The organism is Rhodococcus sp. P4_B6, from assembly GCF_056402215.1.
In genome coordinates this window covers 1-18,820 of record NZ_JBFUHV010000093.1, presented here as the reverse complement: position 1 = coordinate 18,820, position 18,820 = coordinate 1, and the positions used below count along the sequence as shown (strand labels likewise).

The 18,820-nt window shown below is 64.3% G+C and carries 15 protein-coding genes; 8 read left to right on the top strand and 7 right to left on the bottom strand.

The window, feature by feature from the left end; all coding sequences use genetic code 11:
• Positions 1–223 precede the first annotated feature (223 nt).
• The 4 genes from AC1DWT_RS32025 (at position 224) to AC1DWT_RS32010 (ending at position 5,758) form a co-directional block, all read left to right on the top strand.
• A complete protein-coding gene (locus AC1DWT_RS32025) occupies positions 224–1,273 on the top strand; it encodes a CoA transferase (RefSeq protein ID WP_477923746.1) in 1,050 nt (349 codons plus the stop codon).
• Entirely contained in the window at positions 1,270–2,685 is a 1,416-nt protein-coding gene (locus AC1DWT_RS32020; RefSeq protein WP_477923745.1) for an amidohydrolase family protein, read from the top strand. The genes AC1DWT_RS32025 and AC1DWT_RS32020 overlap by 4 nt, the downstream gene beginning before the upstream one ends.
• A 315-nt stretch (positions 2,686–3,000) precedes the next feature.
• A complete protein-coding gene (locus tag AC1DWT_RS32015; RefSeq protein WP_477923743.1) occupies positions 3,001–3,870 on the top strand; it encodes an IclR family transcriptional regulator in 870 nt (289 codons plus the stop codon).
• Between the two features lie 736 nt (positions 3,871–4,606).
• Positions 4,607–5,758 (top strand): thiolase family protein, encoded by a 1,152-nt coding sequence (locus AC1DWT_RS32010; RefSeq protein WP_477923741.1) that lies wholly within the window; start codon positions 4,607–4,609, stop codon positions 5,756–5,758.
• A gap of 76 nt (positions 5,759–5,834) precedes the next feature.
• On the opposite strand, the gene AC1DWT_RS32005 is transcribed toward AC1DWT_RS32010, so the two are convergent.
• A complete protein-coding gene (locus AC1DWT_RS32005; protein WP_257015515.1) occupies positions 5,835–6,917 on the bottom strand; it encodes a CaiB/BaiF CoA transferase family protein in 1,083 nt (360 codons plus the stop codon).
• Between the two features lie 115 nt (positions 6,918–7,032).
• Here AC1DWT_RS32005 and AC1DWT_RS32000 point away from each other — a divergent pair, with 115 nt between their 5' ends.
• From AC1DWT_RS32000 to AC1DWT_RS31990, 3 genes are read left to right on the top strand one after another with little or no spacing between them, the layout of a single operon-like run.
• On the top strand, positions 7,033–8,193 hold the full coding sequence (locus AC1DWT_RS32000) for an acyl-CoA dehydrogenase family protein (RefSeq protein WP_095861983.1): 1,161 nt from the start codon (positions 7,033–7,035) through the stop codon (positions 8,191–8,193).
• Between the two features lie 53 nt (positions 8,194–8,246).
• Positions 8,247–9,014, top strand: coding sequence for an SDR family NAD(P)-dependent oxidoreductase (locus AC1DWT_RS31995; RefSeq protein ID WP_378686231.1), 768 nt, complete (start codon positions 8,247–8,249; stop codon positions 9,012–9,014).
• On the top strand, positions 9,011–9,787 hold the full coding sequence (locus AC1DWT_RS31990; protein ID WP_477923739.1) for a crotonase/enoyl-CoA hydratase family protein: 777 nt from the start codon (positions 9,011–9,013) through the stop codon (positions 9,785–9,787). The genes AC1DWT_RS31995 and AC1DWT_RS31990 overlap by 4 nt, the downstream gene beginning before the upstream one ends.
• A 161-nt stretch (positions 9,788–9,948) precedes the next feature.
• Here the strand turns inward: AC1DWT_RS31990 and AC1DWT_RS31985 are convergent, their stop codons facing one another.
• From AC1DWT_RS31985 to AC1DWT_RS31960, 6 genes are all read right to left on the bottom strand, one after another.
• Complete coding sequence (locus AC1DWT_RS31985) at positions 9,949–10,929, bottom strand: ABC transporter ATP-binding protein (protein WP_095862679.1); 981 nt, start codon at positions 10,927–10,929, stop codon at positions 9,949–9,951.
• Positions 10,919–11,932, bottom strand: coding sequence for an ABC transporter ATP-binding protein (locus AC1DWT_RS31980; protein ID WP_095861980.1), 1,014 nt, complete (start codon positions 11,930–11,932; stop codon positions 10,919–10,921). The genes AC1DWT_RS31985 and AC1DWT_RS31980 overlap by 11 nt, the downstream gene beginning before the upstream one ends.
• A 55-nt stretch (positions 11,933–11,987) precedes the next feature.
• Entirely contained in the window at positions 11,988–13,400 is a 1,413-nt protein-coding gene (locus tag AC1DWT_RS31975; protein WP_477923737.1) for an ABC transporter substrate-binding protein, read from the bottom strand.
• 181 nt (positions 13,401–13,581) lie between these two features.
• Complete coding sequence (locus tag AC1DWT_RS31970; RefSeq protein ID WP_257015512.1) at positions 13,582–14,124, bottom strand: ABC transporter permease; 543 nt, start codon at positions 14,122–14,124, stop codon at positions 13,582–13,584.
• 347 nt (positions 14,125–14,471) lie between these two features.
• Positions 14,472–15,425 (bottom strand): ABC transporter permease, encoded by a 954-nt coding sequence (locus tag AC1DWT_RS31965; RefSeq protein WP_477923736.1) that lies wholly within the window; start codon positions 15,423–15,425, stop codon positions 14,472–14,474.
• 548 nt (positions 15,426–15,973) lie between these two features.
• The gene (locus AC1DWT_RS31960) at positions 15,974–17,224 is read right to left on the bottom strand and encodes an acyl-CoA dehydrogenase family protein (protein ID WP_477923735.1); all 1,251 of its coding nucleotides are present in this window, start codon (positions 17,222–17,224) and stop codon (positions 15,974–15,976) included.
• Here AC1DWT_RS31960 and AC1DWT_RS31955 point away from each other — a divergent pair.
• On the top strand, positions 17,174–18,820 hold a 1,647-nt coding region (locus tag AC1DWT_RS31955; protein WP_477923734.1), incomplete at its 3' end, for an alpha-ketoacid dehydrogenase subunit alpha/beta. The two genes, AC1DWT_RS31960 and AC1DWT_RS31955, sit on opposite strands and share 51 nt — an antisense overlap.

Below are 18,820 nucleotides of genomic sequence, written 5' to 3'. Positions count from 1 at the left end.
AGCATAGGATCGAGAAGTGTCACCCACTCCGTCGCTCACGCACTCGGCGCAGGATCCGGTACGGGACTGGGCCCGAAGCGGTGTCGTCGCCCTTACGGGCCACCCGAACGGGCCACCGGTGATCCCGCCGGGTCGGGCTGCGACATTCGCAAATGAAATGTCATCGTGGATTGCAGACACTTGCGCCATCAGTGGTCGACGCATCGATATCGACGGTGCCAAGATGCTCTCGGAGCGTGCAGCCTTCACCGGTTTCCGGCGGCGCGGAAACGTGTCGGCGGGCGGCAGCTGTCGCCTGCTGCCCACCGCCGACGGGTGGGCGGCCGTGTCGTGTGCCCGCACCACCGACGCTGCACTATTGGGTGCGTTGGTCTGCGAAGTCGTCGACGAGGACAACCCCTGGCCTATCGTCGCCGACTGGCTCGCACATCACCGCGGTGCCGACTTGGCCGAGCGGGCCACACTCCTCAACATCGCAGCAGCTCCGATTTCGCGAGCGACCACACCCCCACCTGCCCCCAAGCCATTACACCCCCGCCCCGTCGACGGGTTACTCGTCGTCGACTTCAGCGCCTTGTGGGCCGGCCCTCTGTGCGCGCATCTTCTCGGACTCGCGGGCGCCCGTGTAGTGAAGGTCGAGACACCCGATCGGCCGGACGGTGCCCGCCGCGGAAATTCTCACTTTTACCAACTGTTGCATGGTGGTCACGAGTCAGTTGTCCTTGATCCCAGTAGATCTGAGGGGCGCAGGGCCCTCTCCGCACTCGTCGACGCCGCCGACATCGTGATCGAGGCCTCCCGCCCACGCGCCCTTGTCGGATTCGGACTCGATGCCGACGCCGCGGTCGCCCGGGGTGCCACGTGGGTGTCGATCACAGCAGCTGGACGAGCCTCCGACCGAATCGGTTTCGGCGACGACCTCGCCGCCGCAGCTGGACTCGTCGCAACCGCTCACGACGGCAGCCCTCTCTTCGTCGGCGACGCCATCGCCGATCCGCTCACTGGAATTACCGCCGCGGCACTGGCGATGTCCGCCCCCACAGACGGTTCCGGACACCTCTGGAACTTGTCCATGTCCGACCTCGTCGCGTCGACCTTGACCGACCACTCCGCTCCGACGCCTCGATGGTCAGGCCGCGAGTGGATCGTCGAGACAGCCTCGGGCGTCGTCCCTGTCGCCGAGCCACAGGAGCGGGCACCCGCAGGACACGTCGCCGTCTCCGGTGCCGACACCGCCTCCGTACTACGCACACTGAAAATCGCGGCGCCGTGACCGACCTTGTGATCCGGAACGCGGAGGTCGCCGGTGTTCCCGGTATCGACGTCGTGATCTCCGGCGGACGGATCAGGACCGTCGGCCCGAACCTGTCCACCCGGCTCGGTGAGGTCATAGACGCCGATGGCGGCGCTCTGATCCCGGGTCTCCACGACCACCACCTGCATCTCCATGCAATGGCCGCCGACGCCGCCTCTGTGCGCTGCGGGCCGCCGGACGTTCGGGATGCTGCCACCCTCGCGGACGTTCTCGCACACACGCCGGGCGACCAGAACGGCTGGGTTCGCGGCGTCGGATACAGCGAGACTGTCGCCGGCGATCTCGACGCGGACGGTCTCGACCGCCTCCACTCCGTCCGACCGGTCCGGATGCAACATCGCAGCGGCGCGATGTGGGTTCTCAATAGTGCAGCCATCGCCGCTGCGCACCTCGACGGAGCATCCCATCGCGGCGTCGAACGCACCCAGGACGGCCGACCGACCGGGCGCGTATGGCGCGCCGACACCTGGCTGCGTGACCGACTCCCCCGGTCACAGCCGCCGCGTCTGGGAGCGATCGGCACTGCACTGGCCCGATGCGGCATCACCGGGGTCACCGACGCAAGTCCGGACCTCAGCCCGCTGTCCCAGGCGTCACTCGTCGCGGCCAGCGCGAGCGGTGAATTTCCTCAACGAATGCACCTGCTCGGGACACCGCTGAGCGGAGCGAATTCTTCGGTTGAACGGATCTCGTTCGGCCCCTACAAGATTGTGCTGGCAGACTCCGAACTGCCTGACCTCGAGAATCTGACCGACCGGATCAGGGAGGTCCACAGCCTGGGTAGGGCGGTCGCCGTGCACTGTGTCACCCGCGAGGCACTGCTGATCCTGCTGGCGGCGCTCGACGAAGTCGGAACCCTGCCCGGAGACCGGATCGAGCACGGGGCCCTCATCCCTCGCGAAACGATCGACGACCTCCGCCGGCGTGACCTCCGGGTCGTCACCCAGCCCGGATTCCTCGCCGACCGCGGCGACGATTATCTACGCCGGGTCGACCGAAGAGACCAACCGGACCTGTATCGCTGCCGGTCGCTACTGGACGGAGGTGTACGGGTTTCGTTGTCGAGCGACGCCCCGTACGGGCCGGCCGATCCATGGAGCGTGATAACCGCCGCGGTGATGCGGCGCGCCCCGACGAACGAGATAGTCGGACCCACAGAACGCATTACGAGCGCACAGGCATTGGCCGGATACCTGGCGGTCGCCGAGGATCCCGGCGGGGCTCCACGCCGCATCCAGACGGGTGCGAATGCCGACGTGGTGCTCCTCCGCGCCCCGCTCGCCGACGTCCTCGCCGCGCCTTCGGCCGAGGCAGTTCGTACCACAGTGATCGGTGGGACGATCGCCTATCCCGCCACCTCTCGAGGTTAGTACACACGCGAAACGCCTCTCGGTCACGGCCTTGCGTCGACTCGTCGACAGCCCCATCATCCGGGTCTTTTGCCCGGCGCAGTCCGACCGTCGAGGGCGCACCGCACGCCCACTCTCACAGGCGCAGCGACCTCTCCTACGCGCAGATATCTGACGCGTCACCGCGGGCACTTGACAGGCCGACGCTTGGATGTGATCCTGCTTACACGAGATTAAAGTGCACTAAATAGGAATCAGCACCCCGGTTGCCCGCCTAGTTTGCCAAGTACTGCTGGTTCTTGCTGAAATAAGTGACCTCAATGGAAGGTGGCGGCAATGTCGTTAAACTTGAAACTGGTTACCTCCGGACTCGAGGTCGAACCAACCGAGGGGCCACTGGACGGACCGGGYGGCTCGATCACCGGCAGCCACGCCGCAACGGGCAACGGGCAACGAAATCCGGAGCGCACCGTCCTCGGACGGATCGCGTCGATCATGGAGGCCTTCGACGGCAGCCGACAGGTGCTCGGCCTCGGCGACCTGAGCGAGCGCACCGGCCTCCCGAAGTCGACACTGCACCGGCTGGCAGACCAACTCTGCCAAGTCGGATGGATGGCAAGGGATTCCGGCGGGTACCGACTCGGCATTCGAATGTTCGAAATGGGGAGCCTCGCCATCGAGGAGAACACGCTCCACGAGGCCGCACTGCCGCACCTGCAGACCCTCGCCGCCAAGACCGGGATGTCGGTGCACCTCGGCATTCTCGATCGGGCAGAGGTCGTCCACCTCGAAAAGGTCACCGCCGGACCGCCTCGCCTCACGGCGCGCCGAGGAAGTCGCGCGCCTGCCTATTGCACTGCACTCGGCAAGGCAATCGCGGCGTACGACGACGATGCCCTCCGCACCATCCTGTCGGCGCCGATGCCACGCAGGACTGCGAACACCATCACCGAGCCCTTCACTCTCCGCGCCGAACTCAGCCAGATCCGCAAGAGCGGAGTCGCATTCGACCGGGGTGAACTACACGACAAGATCGTCTGCGTTGCGGCTCCGATCGGCCAGTCCGGCGACACGCTCGGCGCCGTCTCGCTGACTGGAGTTGCCGGCCGAATGCGTTGGGGCCTCGCCGCGGAGGCCGTCCTGAGCACAGCGTCCGCCATCTCGAACGCGACCTACAGGTGCAGAAACGTGGGAACTCGACTGTAGCCGGGACCTCCGGCTCGAACCCGGACCCTGATGCCGGCCGTCGAGTTCCTCCATGGGTTTGCAGGACGCGGCGGCACGGCCGCGTTTGGACTGCGTTCACCGAAAGACGGTGGCCCTTTGCGGACCATCCGCGCCAGCGACCTCGACCAGTCGGGCCAACTCCGCACGGTGCGACTGCGGCAGCACTCCACGCAGGCATCGGACCGCTCGACCCAACGGCAGTCACCTAGTTAACTATCTATCGCATCTCTGCTGCGCGAGAACGCGATGGGGATCACTCACATCGGCGCGCGACTCGAGCGGGTGCGGCCCGCCCAACGGGCAACGCAAGGAGCGCCGAGCCAGAGAAGCATCCTTCTGTAGTGCATATACAGCACTCGGCACGATCGAACCCCAATCCATTGAGCACAAGGCTGCAGTGACGCGCACAGCAGCTCCTGCTAGAATCCAGATAGTTAACCAAGTAACCGTCTTCTCTCTGCGTGATGCGGATAGTTCAGGAGGATTCGTGCCCGCTGCAAAACCCATCCACCTGATCGCCACGGGCGATCATTCGATCGAGCACCCAAGCGTCTGATCGGTTCCCGAGGAAAATCCTCGACGCCGACACCGGGATCATCGAGAAGGGTCGCTCGGTTCATGCCGGCGACGGTGGCAGCGGCAGAGCCGGAACCACACTCGTCGAGGTGTGGTCCTGGGTCGCCTCATCTCATCCACCAGCATCACAGGAGCGAACATGCGAGTCAGAGAAGCAGTCATCGTCGAAGCGGTGCGTACTCCCATCGGGAAACGCAACGGCGCGCTGAGCAGCGTCCACCCGGTGGACCTTTCCGCACTGGTGCTGAACGAACTGGTCACACGGACGGGCGTCGATCCGGGTTCGATCGACGACGTCATGTGGGGATGTGTCACCCAACTCGGTGATCAGTCGAGCAACGTCGCACGGTTCGCCACTCTGGCCGCCGGCTGGCCGGAGAGCGTTCCAGCGGTCACCATCAATCGTGCCTGCGGCTCGGGTCAGCAGGCGATCGAGTCCGCCGCGCACGCCGTGATGTCGGGAGCCTACGACATCGCCGTCGCAGGTGGAGTCGAAACGATGTCCCGGGTACCCCTCGGGGCGGCACGCGCCAGCGGGTTCCCCTACGGTCAGACCGTACTCGACCGGTACGAGACCGATCACCTCGACCAGGGCACGGGCGCCGAGTTGATCTCCGAGAAGTGGGGTCTGTCGCGGCAGATGCTCGACGAGTTCGCGTCTCGATCGCATCAGCTCGCAGCAGACGCAATCGACCGTGGCGCCTTCGATTCCCAACTGGTCCCGGTCGCCATCGGCGAAGCGAAACTCGACGTCGACGAGGGCCTGCGACGCGGCACCTCGCCCGAAACCCTCGCCAAGCTGAAGCCGTCGTTCAGTGAGAACGGTGTGATCCACGCGGGCAACGCTTCACAGATCTCGGATGGCGCATCCGCGGTGATGATCACGACGCCGGAGAAGGCGGCCGCACTCGGTCTCACGCCCATCGTCCGCCTGCTCGCCGGCTCGGTTGTCGGTGCCGATCCGGTGATGATGTTGACCGCCCCGATTCCCGCAACGCAGAAGGTCCTCGCGCGAGCCGGTCTCACCATCGACGACATCGGCGCGATCGAGATCAACGAGGCCTTCGCGCCGGTTCCGCTGGCCTGGCAAATCGAACTCGAGGCCGATCCCGAACGCATCAATCCACTCGGTGGCGCCATTGCCGTCGGCCATCCGCTGGGCGCGTCCGGGGCCATCCTCACTACTCGACTCGTTCATCACATGCGCGAGAAGGGAATCCGGTACGGACTACAGACCATCTGCGAAGGTGGCGGGACTGCCAATGCCACGATCTACGAACTCTTCGAGTAAACCGGCCGAAGCGGCACAACTGATCCGTCGGGGCCGTTCCGGTGTCCACGCTCGACCATCGGAACGGCCCCGGCGATCACGACGTGACCGACCGACCTGCCCGGTCCCCCGCCGCCACCCACGAACGGAGCAGATCGTGCGCAGAGGTGGCATCGTCGCGATATCCGATCGGAAGCCGTGGCGTCCACCCGCCCCTGCCGTCCGCGGCGAGGATGTCACGGTCACGAACCTGCGGATGGTCCGGGGCCTCCGCCAGGCCGAGAACAGGCGTGAGGCAGGCATCCGTGGGGCCGGCCAACTCGGCCCATTCGTCGCGCGTCCGAGTGAGTACCGCCGCGGCGATGCGCTCGCGGAGAGAGGGCCACGACGCCGGGTCGTGCCGGCCGTCCGCCAGTTCGGCTTCGAGTCCGAGGACCTCGAGCAGCACCGCGAAGAACGGATCCTCCAGCGCGCCGATGGCAACGAACTTCCCGTCGGCGCAGGGATACACATCGTAGTAGGGAGCACCCGTGTCGAGCCTGTTCGTACCGGGTTCGTCGGACCACCGCCCAGTGGAGCGGTACTCGTGAAGCATCGACGTCAGATAGGTCGTGCCGTCGAGAATACCGATGTCGAGCACGGTCCCTCGACCGGTGCGGTCACGCTCGTACACGGCCGAGAGAATCGCAGTGACGAGATACAGTGCACCACCGCCGAAATCGCCGAGGAGATTGGCAGGCGGCATCGGCGTACCGCCTTGTCGCGTCGCGGAGTGCAATGCACCCGACAGCGCAATGTAGTTGATGTCGTGGCCGGCGGTGGATGCCAGCGGTCCGGACTGCCCCCACCCGGTCATTCGGGCGTATACGAGTCGCTCGTTCGCAGCCGACAGGTCGGCCGGACCCAGCCCGAGTCGCTCCATCACTCCGGGCCGGAATCCCTCGACAAGGACGTCCGCGGCTTCGATCATCTCCCGGACCAGACGAAGGGTGTCCGCATCCTTGAGATCCACCTCGAGAGTCGATCGGTTACGTACCAGTGCAGGAAGTTCCGAGCCGGGTCGACGCAGCGTCAGCACCTCCGCTCCGAGGTCGGCGAGCATCATGCAACCGAACGGCGCAGGGCCCAGACCGAGGAACTCGACAACTCTCAAACCTTCAAGTGGTGCTTGATATTTCATGGTTTCCAATCCTTGCAATCGAATTCGCCTGCTAGAAGGATTGAACATCAAGCCCGCCACCTCGACAAGCCGGACGCCCGACAAGCCGAAACTGAATGACCCAAGGAGAATCCAAGTGCCTCTAACTTTTTACAACGAAGATCACGAAGGCTTCCGCGAGGTGGTCCGCGAGTTCGTCAAGCGAGACGTCGTCCCCAACCTCGACCAATGGGAAGAGGATCGCAGCACCGGCCGCGAGGTCTGGAAGTCCGCAGGCGCACACGGCGTTCTCGGCATCCGAGTTGCCGAGGAGCTCGGCGGAGGTGGGATGCGCGACTACCGCTTCCGGTGCGTGGTCCAGGAGGAGCTCGCAGCGGTCGGCGCGGCCTCCCTTGCCTCCGGCTTCTCGATCAACGAGGACATCGTCGCGTCGTACCTGACGACGTTCGGCACCGCGGAGCAACAGCGCCAGTGGCTGCCCGGGATGGCAGAGGGCACGATCGTCGCATCCATCGCCATGTCCGAGCCGGCCGCCGGTAGCGACCTCCGCGGGATGAAGACCACGGCGGTCCGCGACGGTGACGAGTGGGTCATCAACGGCGCCAAGACTTTCATCACGAGCGGATTCTCCTCGGACGTCGTGCTCGCCGCCGCCCGCACGAGCGAGCACGAAGGACGCCCCCGTCTTTCCCTGATTCTCGTCCCCACCACCACCGAGGGATTTACTCGCGGACGCAAGCTGCGCAAGCTCGGACTGCATTCCCAGGACACTGCCGAGATCGCCTTCGACAACGTCCGTGTCCCGGTGTCCAACCTCGTCGGCGAGGAGGGCCGCGGATTCCACCACCTCACCGCTCAGCTTCCGCTCGAACGCCTCTCGATCGCGTGGCGTGCACTGTGCGCCGCCGAAGCCGCATTGGACTGGACCGTCAAGTACACCAGCGAGCGAAAGGCATTCGGTGAACGTATCATCGACTTCCAGAACACACGCTTCCGGCTAGCGGAGATGACGACCGAGGTCGACATCACCAGAACATTCCTGGAGCAGTCCATTCTCGCCTACAACGACGGCACCTTCGACGTCACGCAGGGCGCGAAGGCGAAGTGGTGGGCCACCGAATTGCAGAACCGAATCGTCAATGGGTGCCTGCAGCTACACGGTGGATACGGGTACATGGACGAGTACCCGATCTCGCGGGCCTACGCCGACGCCCGCGTGCAGACGATCGTCGGCGGAACGACCGAGATCATGAAGGAGATCATCGGCCGTGAGATTGCCGGTCGGTACCCCGCATAGTCAGCGGACACGCCACCCCTACTGATAGACCACATCCACAGAAAGCCTGCCTCATGCAACTGAAAGACAACACTTTCCTGGTGACCGGTGCCGCTTCCGGGCTCGGTGAAGCGACCTCCGCCGCGCTCGTCGCGGCAGGCGCCCACGTCGTCATCGCCGATCTCGCCACCTCCGACGGCGCGGCGACAGCGGACCGCCTCGGCGACAGGGCCACGTTCGCCCCCATCGACATCACCAACGAGGCATCGTTCTCCCCCGCCCTCGATACGGCGGAGTCGTTCGGTCCCCTGCGCGGCGTGGTGCACTGCGCCGGCCGAGGCGGCGACCGCCTCCGCATCCTGGACAAGGAGGGCAATCCGAACGACCTGGACAGCTTCCGCAACATCTTGGAGATCAACCTCATCGGCACCTATAACGTGTTGCGTGCCGCCGCCGCACGGATAGCACGCAACGAGCCTGTCGACGGCGAGCGCGGCAGCATCGTCCTCACCGCCTCCGTCGCGGCGTTCGACGGCCAGATCGGCCAGACCGCCTACACCGCATCCAAGGCGGCTGTCCACGGCATCACCCTCGTTGCCGCACGCGATCTCGCAAGTGTGGGGATCCGCGTCAACACGATCGCCCCCGGCACGTTCGACACGCCGATGCTCGCGCGCCTGCGCTCGGACATCCGCGAGGGCCTCGCGGCAGGAGTTCCCTTCCCGAAGCGTCTCGGCCGTCCCGAGGACTATGCCGGCATGGCACTTGCCCTCTTGGAGAACGGCTACGCGAACGGTGAGACTATCCGTCTCGACGGTGCGATCCGGATGCCTCCGCGATGACCACCACCGCTGCCAGTGAGGTTCTCGTGGAGGCCGATTCCGGAATCCTCACCATCACCATCAATCGACCCGAACAGCGCAATGCGATGAGCCTGTCTGCGGCCACTGTCATCGCGGAAGCCCTGACACGTCTCGACGACGATCCGGAACTCTCCGTTGCGATCCTCACCGGAAGCTCAGGAACATTCTGCGCCGGGATGGATTTGAAGCGATTTCGCTTGGGGGAACGCCCGATTGTCGAGGGCCGCGGCTTCGGCGGACTCGTCGAGGCGCCTCCGGCGAAGCCACTGATCGCCGCAGTCGAAGGGTGGGCACTGGGCGGCGGCTTCGAGATGGTCCTCGCATGCGACCTGGTCGTGGCCGGTTCTGGTGCCCGGTTCGGTCTTCCGGAGGTCAAGCGGGGGCTCGCCGCCCGCGCCGGAGGCATCTTCCGCGCGCCTCGGGTCCTGCCCCGCGCCGTTGCACTCGAAATGCTCCTGACCGGGGAGCCGATCACCGCCCAGGATGCGCAGACTCACGGACTGGTCAATCGAGTGGTCGAAGACGGTGCCGCCGTCGGGACCGCGCGCGCCCTGGCGGCGTCGATCGCGGCGAACGCGCCCCTCGCGGTTCGTGCGAGCAAGGCGCTGGCTCTCGACTCCAGGACGTGGACCGACGAGGAGTCGTTCGGGCGGCAATCCGCCTACACGGACCCGGTGTTCGCGTCCGCGGACGCAGCGGAGGGTGCCACCGCCTTCGCCGAACGTCGCGCACCTCGCTGGCAGGGCCGCTAGCGCTTCGAAAGCAGTGGCGCCGGGGTGTCCGGATGCGTCCAACCGCGAGTCGTGTCGCACGCGATATGCACCCTTCACACCCGCGGCACGGGCGTCGACAGTTGGCGCGATGCGCCGCCACGTGCCAGGTCTGCCGACGTCGGCAGACCTGGCACTGTCCGTCAGTCGAGGGGGTAGTGACAGGCTGCGTACTGACCGGGCCGGACTTCACGCATGATGGGCTCCTCGACAGCACAGTGGTCCTGCGCCATCGGGCAGCGCGTGCGGAATCGGCATCCCTGCGGTGGCCGCAGCGGTGACGGGATATCTCCTTGGAGAGCCGGACCGGCGAAGCCCTTGTCGGGGTCGGTCAGGGGCACCGAATCCAGCAGGGCCCTGGTGTAGGGATGTGCCGGCTGGTCATACACCTCGACCGAGTCACCGAACTCGCACACCTTCCCGAGATACATCACCAACACGTTGTCGCTGACCGTACGCACCACGCCCAAGTCGTGAGCGATGAACACGATCGTCAGGTCGAACTCCTGCTTGAGTTCCTCGAGCAGATTCAGGATCTGCGCCTGCACCGACACGTCCAATGCCGACACCGGCTCGTCACAGATGAGAAGCCGCGGATTGAGCGCCAGAGCACGCCCGATCGCCAGCCGCTGTGCCTGCCCACCCGACAGTTGACGAGGCACCATGTCAGCGAATCGATCACCCGGAAGACCCACTTGGTCGAGCACCCTCTGGGACGCAGACGCCTGATCTGCAGCCGTCGCCCCGTCGATCGCCAGACCCTCGACGACGATCTCCTTGACCGCCCGACGGGGATTGAGGGACGCCACCGGATCCTGAAAGATCATCTGCATCTCACGACGCAGCTGACGCATGCGCCGCTCCGGAACTGCTTCTATCCACTCGTCGCCGTATCGGATTCGACCGCCGGCGATGGGATCGAGACGCAGAACAGCCCGCCCGGTCGTCGACTTGCCACACCCGGACTCACCGACGATACCGAGCGTCTCGCCCTTGCGGACATCGAAACTGATGCCACCGACCGCCTTGAACGACCCTCCCTTCGTGCTGTACTCCACCTCGAGATCTTGCACGCTCAGAAGCGTGCCATCTCCGCGCAGGTGCGCGGTTCCACTACCGGCCAACGAGTTCACCTCCGAAAGCTGTTTCTCTCACCGCGGGTGCGGTATTGGTACACGCAACTGCGTGGTCCGATCCGACCGAGACCATGGCCGGTCCCGGCTCGATGCATGCCTGCTCCACATATGCACACCGCGGAGCGAAACGGCAGCCCGGTGGCGGACTCGTCGGTGTCGGCAACGAACCAGGAATCAGGTTCAACGGGGCATGCCGTTCATGGTCGATCGTGGGGGTTGCACCGAGCAACGCATGGGTATACCGGTGTCGTGGGGCATCGAAAACCTGGCGGGTGGCACCGATCTCGGCCAACTTGCCAGCGTACATCACGGCGACGCGGTCGGTCCGGCCGGCAACAACCGCGAGGTCGTGGCTGATCAACATCAACGCCATCCCCCGCTCCATCTGCACCTTGCGCAGCAAGTCGAGGATCTGCCGCTGAATCGTCACATCGAGCGCGGTCGTCGGTTCATCGGCGATGAGAAGATCAGGCTCACACGCCAATGCGATCGCGATCATCACACGCTGACGCATTCCACCCGACAACTCGTGCGGATAGTTGCGCAACCGACGCTCGGGATCGGGAACACCGACCTCTCCAAGGAGATTCAACGCACGATGGCGGGCCTCGGAACGGGACACGCCGAGATGACGCCGCATCCCTTCCGCCAACTGCCGATCGATGCGCACCACAGGATTGAGAGATCGACCCGGGTCCTGGAACACCATCGCAATCTGCTTACCCCAAATCCCCTCGCGTTGCTTCTGATTCAACGCCAGAAGATCACGGCCCTGGAAATAGACTTCGCCGGTTTGAGCAGCCTGCGCCGGCATCAGCCCCATGATCGCTCGCGCCATCACCGACTTCCCGGAACCCGACTCACCCACAATGCCCAGCGCCTCAGACGCAGCCACTCCGAACGACACATCATCGACCGCCCGCACCACACCTCGCGGCGAGCCGATATAGGAATGCAAATTCTTCACTTCGAGGAGGGGGGGTTCACTCATCGTTTCCTAGCCTTTCGTCGGCGAAGGCGAACATCGTCTTCAGTCATGCCGGTGCCTACTTCTGAATCCAGAGAGTTTCCGGAAGCACCGACCCCATCCCGTACTGCACGATCCCACCGACTTGGGTGCCGGCGATGACTCCCGGTGCAGCGCGGGAGTAGAAGATGACGGGGTTCAGTTCGACGAGGCGCTTCTGGACGGCCTCGTACGCCGCCGTGCGCTCCGCGTCGTTTCCGGCAACGCGGCCTCTGTCGAGGGCGTCGTCGAGTTGAGGGTCCTTGATTCCGCTGTAATTGCCGCTGGAGGTGCTGTGGAATCCGAACCACAACCGCGGCTCCGGGTCACTGAAGACAACCGTACTCGAGATGACGTCGTAGTCCTTCTTGCCCAGAATCTGACCCACCTGAGCGAGATCGATGGTACGAACCTCGACCTTGACGTTGTCGAACACACTCATCTGGGTCTGCACTGCTTCGCCGAGGGATTTGCCTGTGGGGTAAAGGGAGAGTGTGAACTCCAACGGCGCACCCTCACTGGCGAGTTCGTCGAGAAGCCGCTGCGCTGCGTCGTGGTTCTGCTGGGCCAGCGGAATATCCTTGTAGAACGGCGAGGACTCGTCGAACAAGTGCGCCGGAATCTTCCCCGTGCCCTCGTATACCGCGGTGTTGAGCGTATCGAGGTTCAAGGCAGTGGCCAGCGCCTTTCGCGCCCGCGGATCGTCGAACGGCGCCTTGGTGTTGTTCAGTACCAGGGACGTTCCACCACCGAGCGGCGCGACGGAGCTTTGCAGCCCGGTGTTCGTCGCCTTGTCCAGATTCTGCCAGATGCCCTCCAGGGCGAAATCGGCTCCACCACTGAGCACGGTGTTGTAGCGCTGTTCCGCATCCGGAATCGCGCGGATTTCCAGTCTGTCGAGGTACGGACGGGGGGCGTCGTAGTAGTTCCCGTTGCGGGTGAGGCTGATGACGTCCTGACGCGACCAGTGCTCGAGCGTGTACGGCCCGGCACCGACGGGGTCGGAGTCCTTGTGCGCCTGATCGGCTGCGAGTGTCGTCGGTGAGGCAATCCAGTTCAGCGAGGTCTGGAGAACAGCATTCGCGAAGTTCGGAACCGGGGTCACCAGGTTCACCCTCAGCGTGCGTTCATCGACGACGTCGCTGCTGTCGATGAGTCGCGCCTGCGGAATGTCCGGGGACGCAGTAGCCGGATCCTTCACGTGTTCCCACGCAGTCTTCACCGAGTGAGCGGTAAGAGGGCTTCCATCGGAGAACCTCAACCCGTCCCGAAGGACGAGGGTGAACGTCTTCCCGCCGTCGGTGGAGAAGAAATTCTCCGCCATCGTGTATTCGATGGCACCGGTCTCGATGTTGTCGATCATGAGTGTGCCGTACAGGGCATTACCCAGAAGCGGGGAATTCGCCCACGAGTTGGAGATCAGGGCCGGATCGAGACTGCGCGGCTCCGCCATCTCGACGATTCGCCCAGTTCCACCAGCAACAGGGTCACCCGAGGGTCCCGCCGCCGCGATCGCACCCACTGAATGACCACCGCCGCAGGCACTCGACGCGAGCATCGCAACAGCACTTACTGCCACGAGCGCGTGCCTTCTGAGGAACATGCCTGACCTTTCACGATTTCCGAGCAGCACGTCAGTCCTGCATGGAGCGGTCGAACCGCAGGCGCAGGTGATCACCGATCTGATTGAGGGCGAAAACAGTGAAGAAGATGACTGCCGCCGGGACGAACACCATATGCGGCGCAGTGGCAATCGCGGCCTTACCGTCGCTGATCATTCCGCCCCAACTCGGCTGCGGCGAAGGGATACCCATCCCCAGAAAGCTGAGCGACCCCTCGGCGACGATCAGTGCCGCGATCACGATCGGGAAGAACGCTCCCAATGACGGCACGACATTCGGGAATATCTCTTTGAGGAGGATCCTGCCATCGCCGGCACCGAGATTCTTCGCAGCACGTACGAATTCGCGCGACGACCAGGAGATGGTGGTGGCCCTCGCCAAACGTAGAAACGCCGGGATCGTGACGAGTGTCAGACCGATGAGAATCGTCGTGACACTCGGAGTCAGGATCGAGGCCAACGCGAGGAGGAGAATCAGTGGCGGGAATGCCAACATCGCGTCCGCGACAAGTGACAGGCACCAGTCCGTGCGCCCGCGGAAGTAGCCGGCGAGCATTCCGAGACTCGCACCGATACCCAGACCCGTGAGTCCGGCCACGACGCCCACCACCAACGACACTCGTGCGCCATGGATGCACCGGGACAGGATGGACCTCCCGTAGCTGTCCGTGCCCAGCAGCAAGTCGAGTGAACCCCACTGCGGTGGAACACGTGAACCTCCAACGGGAACGGAATATTCCGCAATCGGAAGCAGGTTCGCACACAACGCCAGAAGGATCACCGCTCCGAGCCAGAAGTAGCATGCCCATACGACAACCGAACGCTTCTTTCTGGGTGGCGCAACAACTGGTCGCCTTGCCGCCGCGCCGACTGCGGAGGCCTTGACCACCGGGCTGGTGAGTGTCATGCGCGAACCGCCTTTCGGACCCTCGGATCAAGGAAGCCGTAACTGGTATCGACGAGCATGTTGACGACCACATAGACCAACGCGATGAAGACGACAATGCCCTGGACCGTGATCACGTCACGAACGGTGATCGACGACGAGACGAGCTGACCCAGCCCGGGTAGACCGAACAGAATCTCGACAACCACGGTGCCGCCGATCAACCGCCCCAAACTGATGCCGGCCATGGTGATCAAGGAGAAGGACGACGGCCGCAGCGCATGCCGGAACAACACGTACGCCCGCGGCATCCCCTTCGCCCGCGCCGCCGACACGAAGTCCTCCCGCAGCGTGCTGACCAGATCCGTCCGAAGCAACCGCTGGAACGTCGCAACCTCGACCAACGCAATGGCCACCGCAGGCAGGAAGGCATGCTGGAGGTTCGCCCCGAGGCCATCACTGATTCGCGACCACCCCGAGACCGGGAACCAACCGAGCTGCACTCCCAGGAAATAGATCAACACCGGACCCGCGATGAACGCCGGAACCGCCAAGAACCCGGACGAGACAGCACTGATAGCGCGATCCACTGCGGTTCCCTGAGTCGCGGCGGCAATGACGGCCAGCACGATGGCGATGGCAACGCCGAGGAACAGACCCATCACCGCCAGCTCGATCGTCACGGGAAGACGATCCAGAATCGCCTGGGTGACGTCCTGACCAGTGATCGGCGACGAGCCCAGGTCGCCGCGAACTGCAGATCCGAGCCAATCCACGTACTGACGCCACAACGGCTGATCCAGGCCGAGCTCGGTATTCATCTGGGCGACAGCCTCGGGGGTGGCGTTCTCGCCGAGAACCACATCGGCGACAGATCCCGGCGCGAGGCCGAGTAGCCCCACCACGGCCACCGTGACGAGGAACAGTACGAGCAGGCTTCGACCCAGTCGTTTGGAGAACATCAGCGCCATTGCGATCGCCTTCGACCCTTTCCGTATTCACGCGCCAAAGCAAGGGATGGAGCGACGCGGGCGTCGGGTCCGTGAGCGCGCCCTGTGCGCGGGCAGCATAGGCACCGCATCGGCACCTCCCGTTTCTTCACCGCAAGGCCAGGGCTATGACCTGCGTCACGCAAAGATAGACCACTTGCTCAAAACAATGCAATAGGGGAACCCTGGGTCGATGAAGCCGATACACCTGCTGCGGGACAGGCGCCTCCGGTTGCAAGCCTGCGCGGCGCAGTCGGGCGCCGCAGCCGCGGCCTTTACAGGCCTACTCACGGACCGCCCGGTGTACGAGTGCACCGGTGGGCAGGTACGGCGCGTCGCCCGCGAGGACCGTCCCCGCGAGGGGTGGATGGGGATCATCGCCGCTGACGCCGGCATGCTGTCGGCATCGAATGCGAAAGACCGGGATGCCGATCGGAAAGATCCGGCATTCCCGGTCAGGGTTGACACACCGAACTGGTGCAACTCAGGCCACACGAACAGTTCGGCAATGTCTGCCAGAGCGCAACAGATCAGGCGCGAACAGACCGGATCACGGTGCGGGCGATCACGTTGCGCTGGATCTCATTCGTACCCTCGCCGATCTCCAGTACCTTCGCGTCCGCGTAGAATCTGGAGATCTTCGATTCTCGAATGTAGCCGTAGCCTCCGTGGATCTGAACGCTGGCGCTGGCGGCACGGTTGGCCACCTCAGATGCGTACAGCTTGGCCATCGCAGCTTCCTTGCCGAACGGACGCCCGTTGTCCGCGAGCCACGCAGCGCGATAGACGAGGCTCCGTGCAGCTTCGACTTCGGTGGCCATGTCGGCCAACTTGTGCTGCACCGCCTGGAAGTCGGCGAGACGCTTGCCGAACTGTTCCCGTTGCGTCGCATGCACAGACGCGAGATCGAGCGCCTCTTGTGCGAGCGACAACCCCAGTGCGGCAACACTGATGCGGCCGCCGTCCAGCACGTCGAGGAACTGCCGAAGCCCGTTGCCCTCTTCTCCGATCAGATTCTCGGCCGGGATCCAGCAGTTGTCGAAGATGAGTTCCCGCGTGTCCATCCCGTGCCAGCCGAGCTTCCGAAGGGGGCGTCCGACTGTGTATCCGTCGGTTCCGGTGGGAACGAAGAACGTTCCGAATCGCTTGGATCCGTCGTCGTTCGTCCCGGTGACGGCGAGTAGCGTCACACCAAGACTCACCTCGGTTCCAGCGTTGGTAATGAACATCTTTGCGCCATTGACGAGCCAACCGCCGGCATCCTGCCGCGCTGTCGTCCTGATTCCTGACGCATCGGATCCCGCCGTCGGCTCCGTCAGTCCGAATGCCCCGATGTTCCTACCGGAGGCGAGCGGAATGAGCCAGTTCTTCTTCTGTTCTTCGGTGCCGAACACAGCCAGCGGAAGCGACGCAATCGTCGAGTGTGCGTTCCAGGCTGCTGCGAATGATTGATCGGCAGCGCCGATCGCTTCCATCGCCGTCACGTAGGAGACGTAACCTGCATCAGTGCCACCGTACTCGTGCGGAATGAGCAGCCCGGTAAGGTCGAGTTCTCCCATTTTCAGGAACACATCGGAAGGGAAACGTTCTTCCTCCGACCAGGACTCGGCGTACGGCTCGATCTCCTTCTCGGCGAAGTCACGGCACAGCTTCTGAAGCTCGATCGCCTCGGCAGGCAGGTCTAGATCCATGTCGGGTCCGTCCTGTGAATAGGTCGCCGACGGCGACCCTTGTTTTTTAGAACAATCGGTATAATATTGACCGCACTGTGCCCCAGTCAAGAGTCGACTCGTGCGCGAGTCTCCACACCGATCGGCGAAGACATAATGACGCTTGCTGAAACAGATTCGACAGCACACTATTTCGATGACCCCGTAACTCTGGCCGGGTTGTACCGGCGGATGCTGAGGATCCGCCGATTCGAGGAGCACGCCTCCCGGCTGTATCGTGCAACCCAGATACCCGGATTTCTGCATCTGTCCATCGGTCAGGAGGCCACCGCCGTCGGCGCCTGCTGGCCGCTCGACGACCGGGACGTCATCACGTCCACACATCGCGGGCACGGTCATTGCATCGCCAAGGGCCTGGATGTCGACGGCATGTTTGCGGAGTTGATGGGAAAGGAGACCGGCACCTGCAAGGGCCGCGGTGGCTCGATGCACATCGCGGACCCCAGGAAGGGGATCTTCGGCGCCAACGGCATCGTCGGCGCCGGAATGCCGATCGCGGTGGGTGCCGGCACGGCAGCCCAACTGCGCGACGCGGGCGGTGTTGTGGTCGCCTTCTTCGGCGACGGTGCCGTGGCCCAAGGCGTGTTCCACGAGTCGGTCAACCTTGCAGCGGTGTGGGACCTTCCGGTGATCTTCTTCTGCGAGAACAACGGGTACTCCGAGTTCTCCCCCGCGGGAGACCAGCATCGCGCGACGCTGCGTGAGCGAGCAGCCGGCTACGGGGTCGAGTTCCACCAAGTAGATGGCAACGACGTCACGAAGGTCGCCAGGCTTCAGCGCGAGCTCGTGCACCGGCTTCGCGCGGGCGGCGGCCCGGCCATCGTCGAAGCCACAACCTACCGATGGCACGGCCACTACGAGGGTGACCCGGAGAGCTATCGGAGTGCAGCCGAACTCGAGGAGTGGAAGAAGAGGGACCCGCTTATCGTCCTCGGCGACACGATGCGTCACGTTGGGATGGTCCCGGAACTCGCGGCGATCGAGGCCGAGGTCGAAGCGGAGATCGAGCAAGCCATCGCGAAAGCATCGGACGCCCCGTATCCGGCGGACGAGACGGTGGCGGACTACGTTTCGACCCCTCGCCCCGTCGTGTCCGAGCCTCCCGTTCCCACCGAAGGTTCGACGAAGGTCATGCATGCGATCACCGATGCCTTGACCTACGAGCTGGAGAACGACCCGACGGTCTTTCTGGCAGGGATCGACGTCGGCAAGGGCGGAAATGTCTACGGCCTGACCCGCGGTCTGACAGAGAGGTTTCCCGGACGCGTTCGGGATACCCCCATCTCGGAGAGTGCAATCATGGGAACAGCGGTCGGCGCGGCCATGGCAGGCTTCAAGCCAGTGGTCGAGTTGATGTACTTCGACTTCATCGGCGTGTGCCTCGATCAGTTGATGAACCAGGCCGCCAAACTGCGTTTCATGACAGGCGGGGCCGTATCGATGCCCCTCGTTGTCCGTACTCAGTTCGGTGCCGGAAAGTCCTCGGGCAGCCAGCACTCGCAGAGCCTCGAAGCCCTGTTGGCACACATTCCGGGCCTGACGGTCGTCATGCCGTCGACGCCGGCCGACACCTACGGACTGCTGAGAGCCGCCATCCAGGATCCGAACCCGGTGATTTTCATCGAGAACCGCCTTCTCTACGGCGGC

Bases quoted from the DNA above. Each gene is read 5' to 3' on its own strand.
- AC1DWT_RS31970 (WP_257015512.1), bottom strand. From the start codon at position 14,124: ATGCTCGCCGGCTACTTCCGCGGGCGCACGGACTGGTGCCTGTCACTT.
- AC1DWT_RS32025 (WP_477923746.1), top strand. From the start codon at position 224: ATGCTCTCGGAGCGTGCAGCCTTCACCGGTTTCCGGCGGCGCGGAAAC.
- AC1DWT_RS32010 (WP_477923741.1), top strand. From the start codon at position 4,607: ATGCGAGTCAGAGAAGCAGTCATCGTCGAAGCGGTGCGTACTCCCATC.
- AC1DWT_RS31980 (WP_095861980.1), bottom strand. From the start codon at position 11,932: ATGAGTGAACCCCCCCTCCTCGAAGTGAAGAATTTGCATTCCTATATC.
- AC1DWT_RS31975 (WP_477923737.1), bottom strand. From the start codon at position 13,400: ATGGCGGAGCCGCGCAGTCTCGATCCGGCCCTGATCTCCAACTCGTGG.
- AC1DWT_RS31965 (WP_477923736.1), bottom strand. From the start codon at position 15,425: ATGGCGCTGATGTTCTCCAAACGACTGGGTCGAAGCCTGCTCGTACTG.
- AC1DWT_RS31995 (WP_378686231.1), top strand. From the start codon at position 8,247: ATGCAACTGAAAGACAACACTTTCCTGGTGACCGGTGCCGCTTCCGGG.
- AC1DWT_RS31990 (WP_477923739.1), top strand. From the start codon at position 9,011: ATGACCACCACCGCTGCCAGTGAGGTTCTCGTGGAGGCCGATTCCGGA.
- AC1DWT_RS32005 (WP_257015515.1), bottom strand. From the start codon at position 6,917: ATGAAATATCAAGCACCACTTGAAGGTTTGAGAGTTGTCGAGTTCCTC.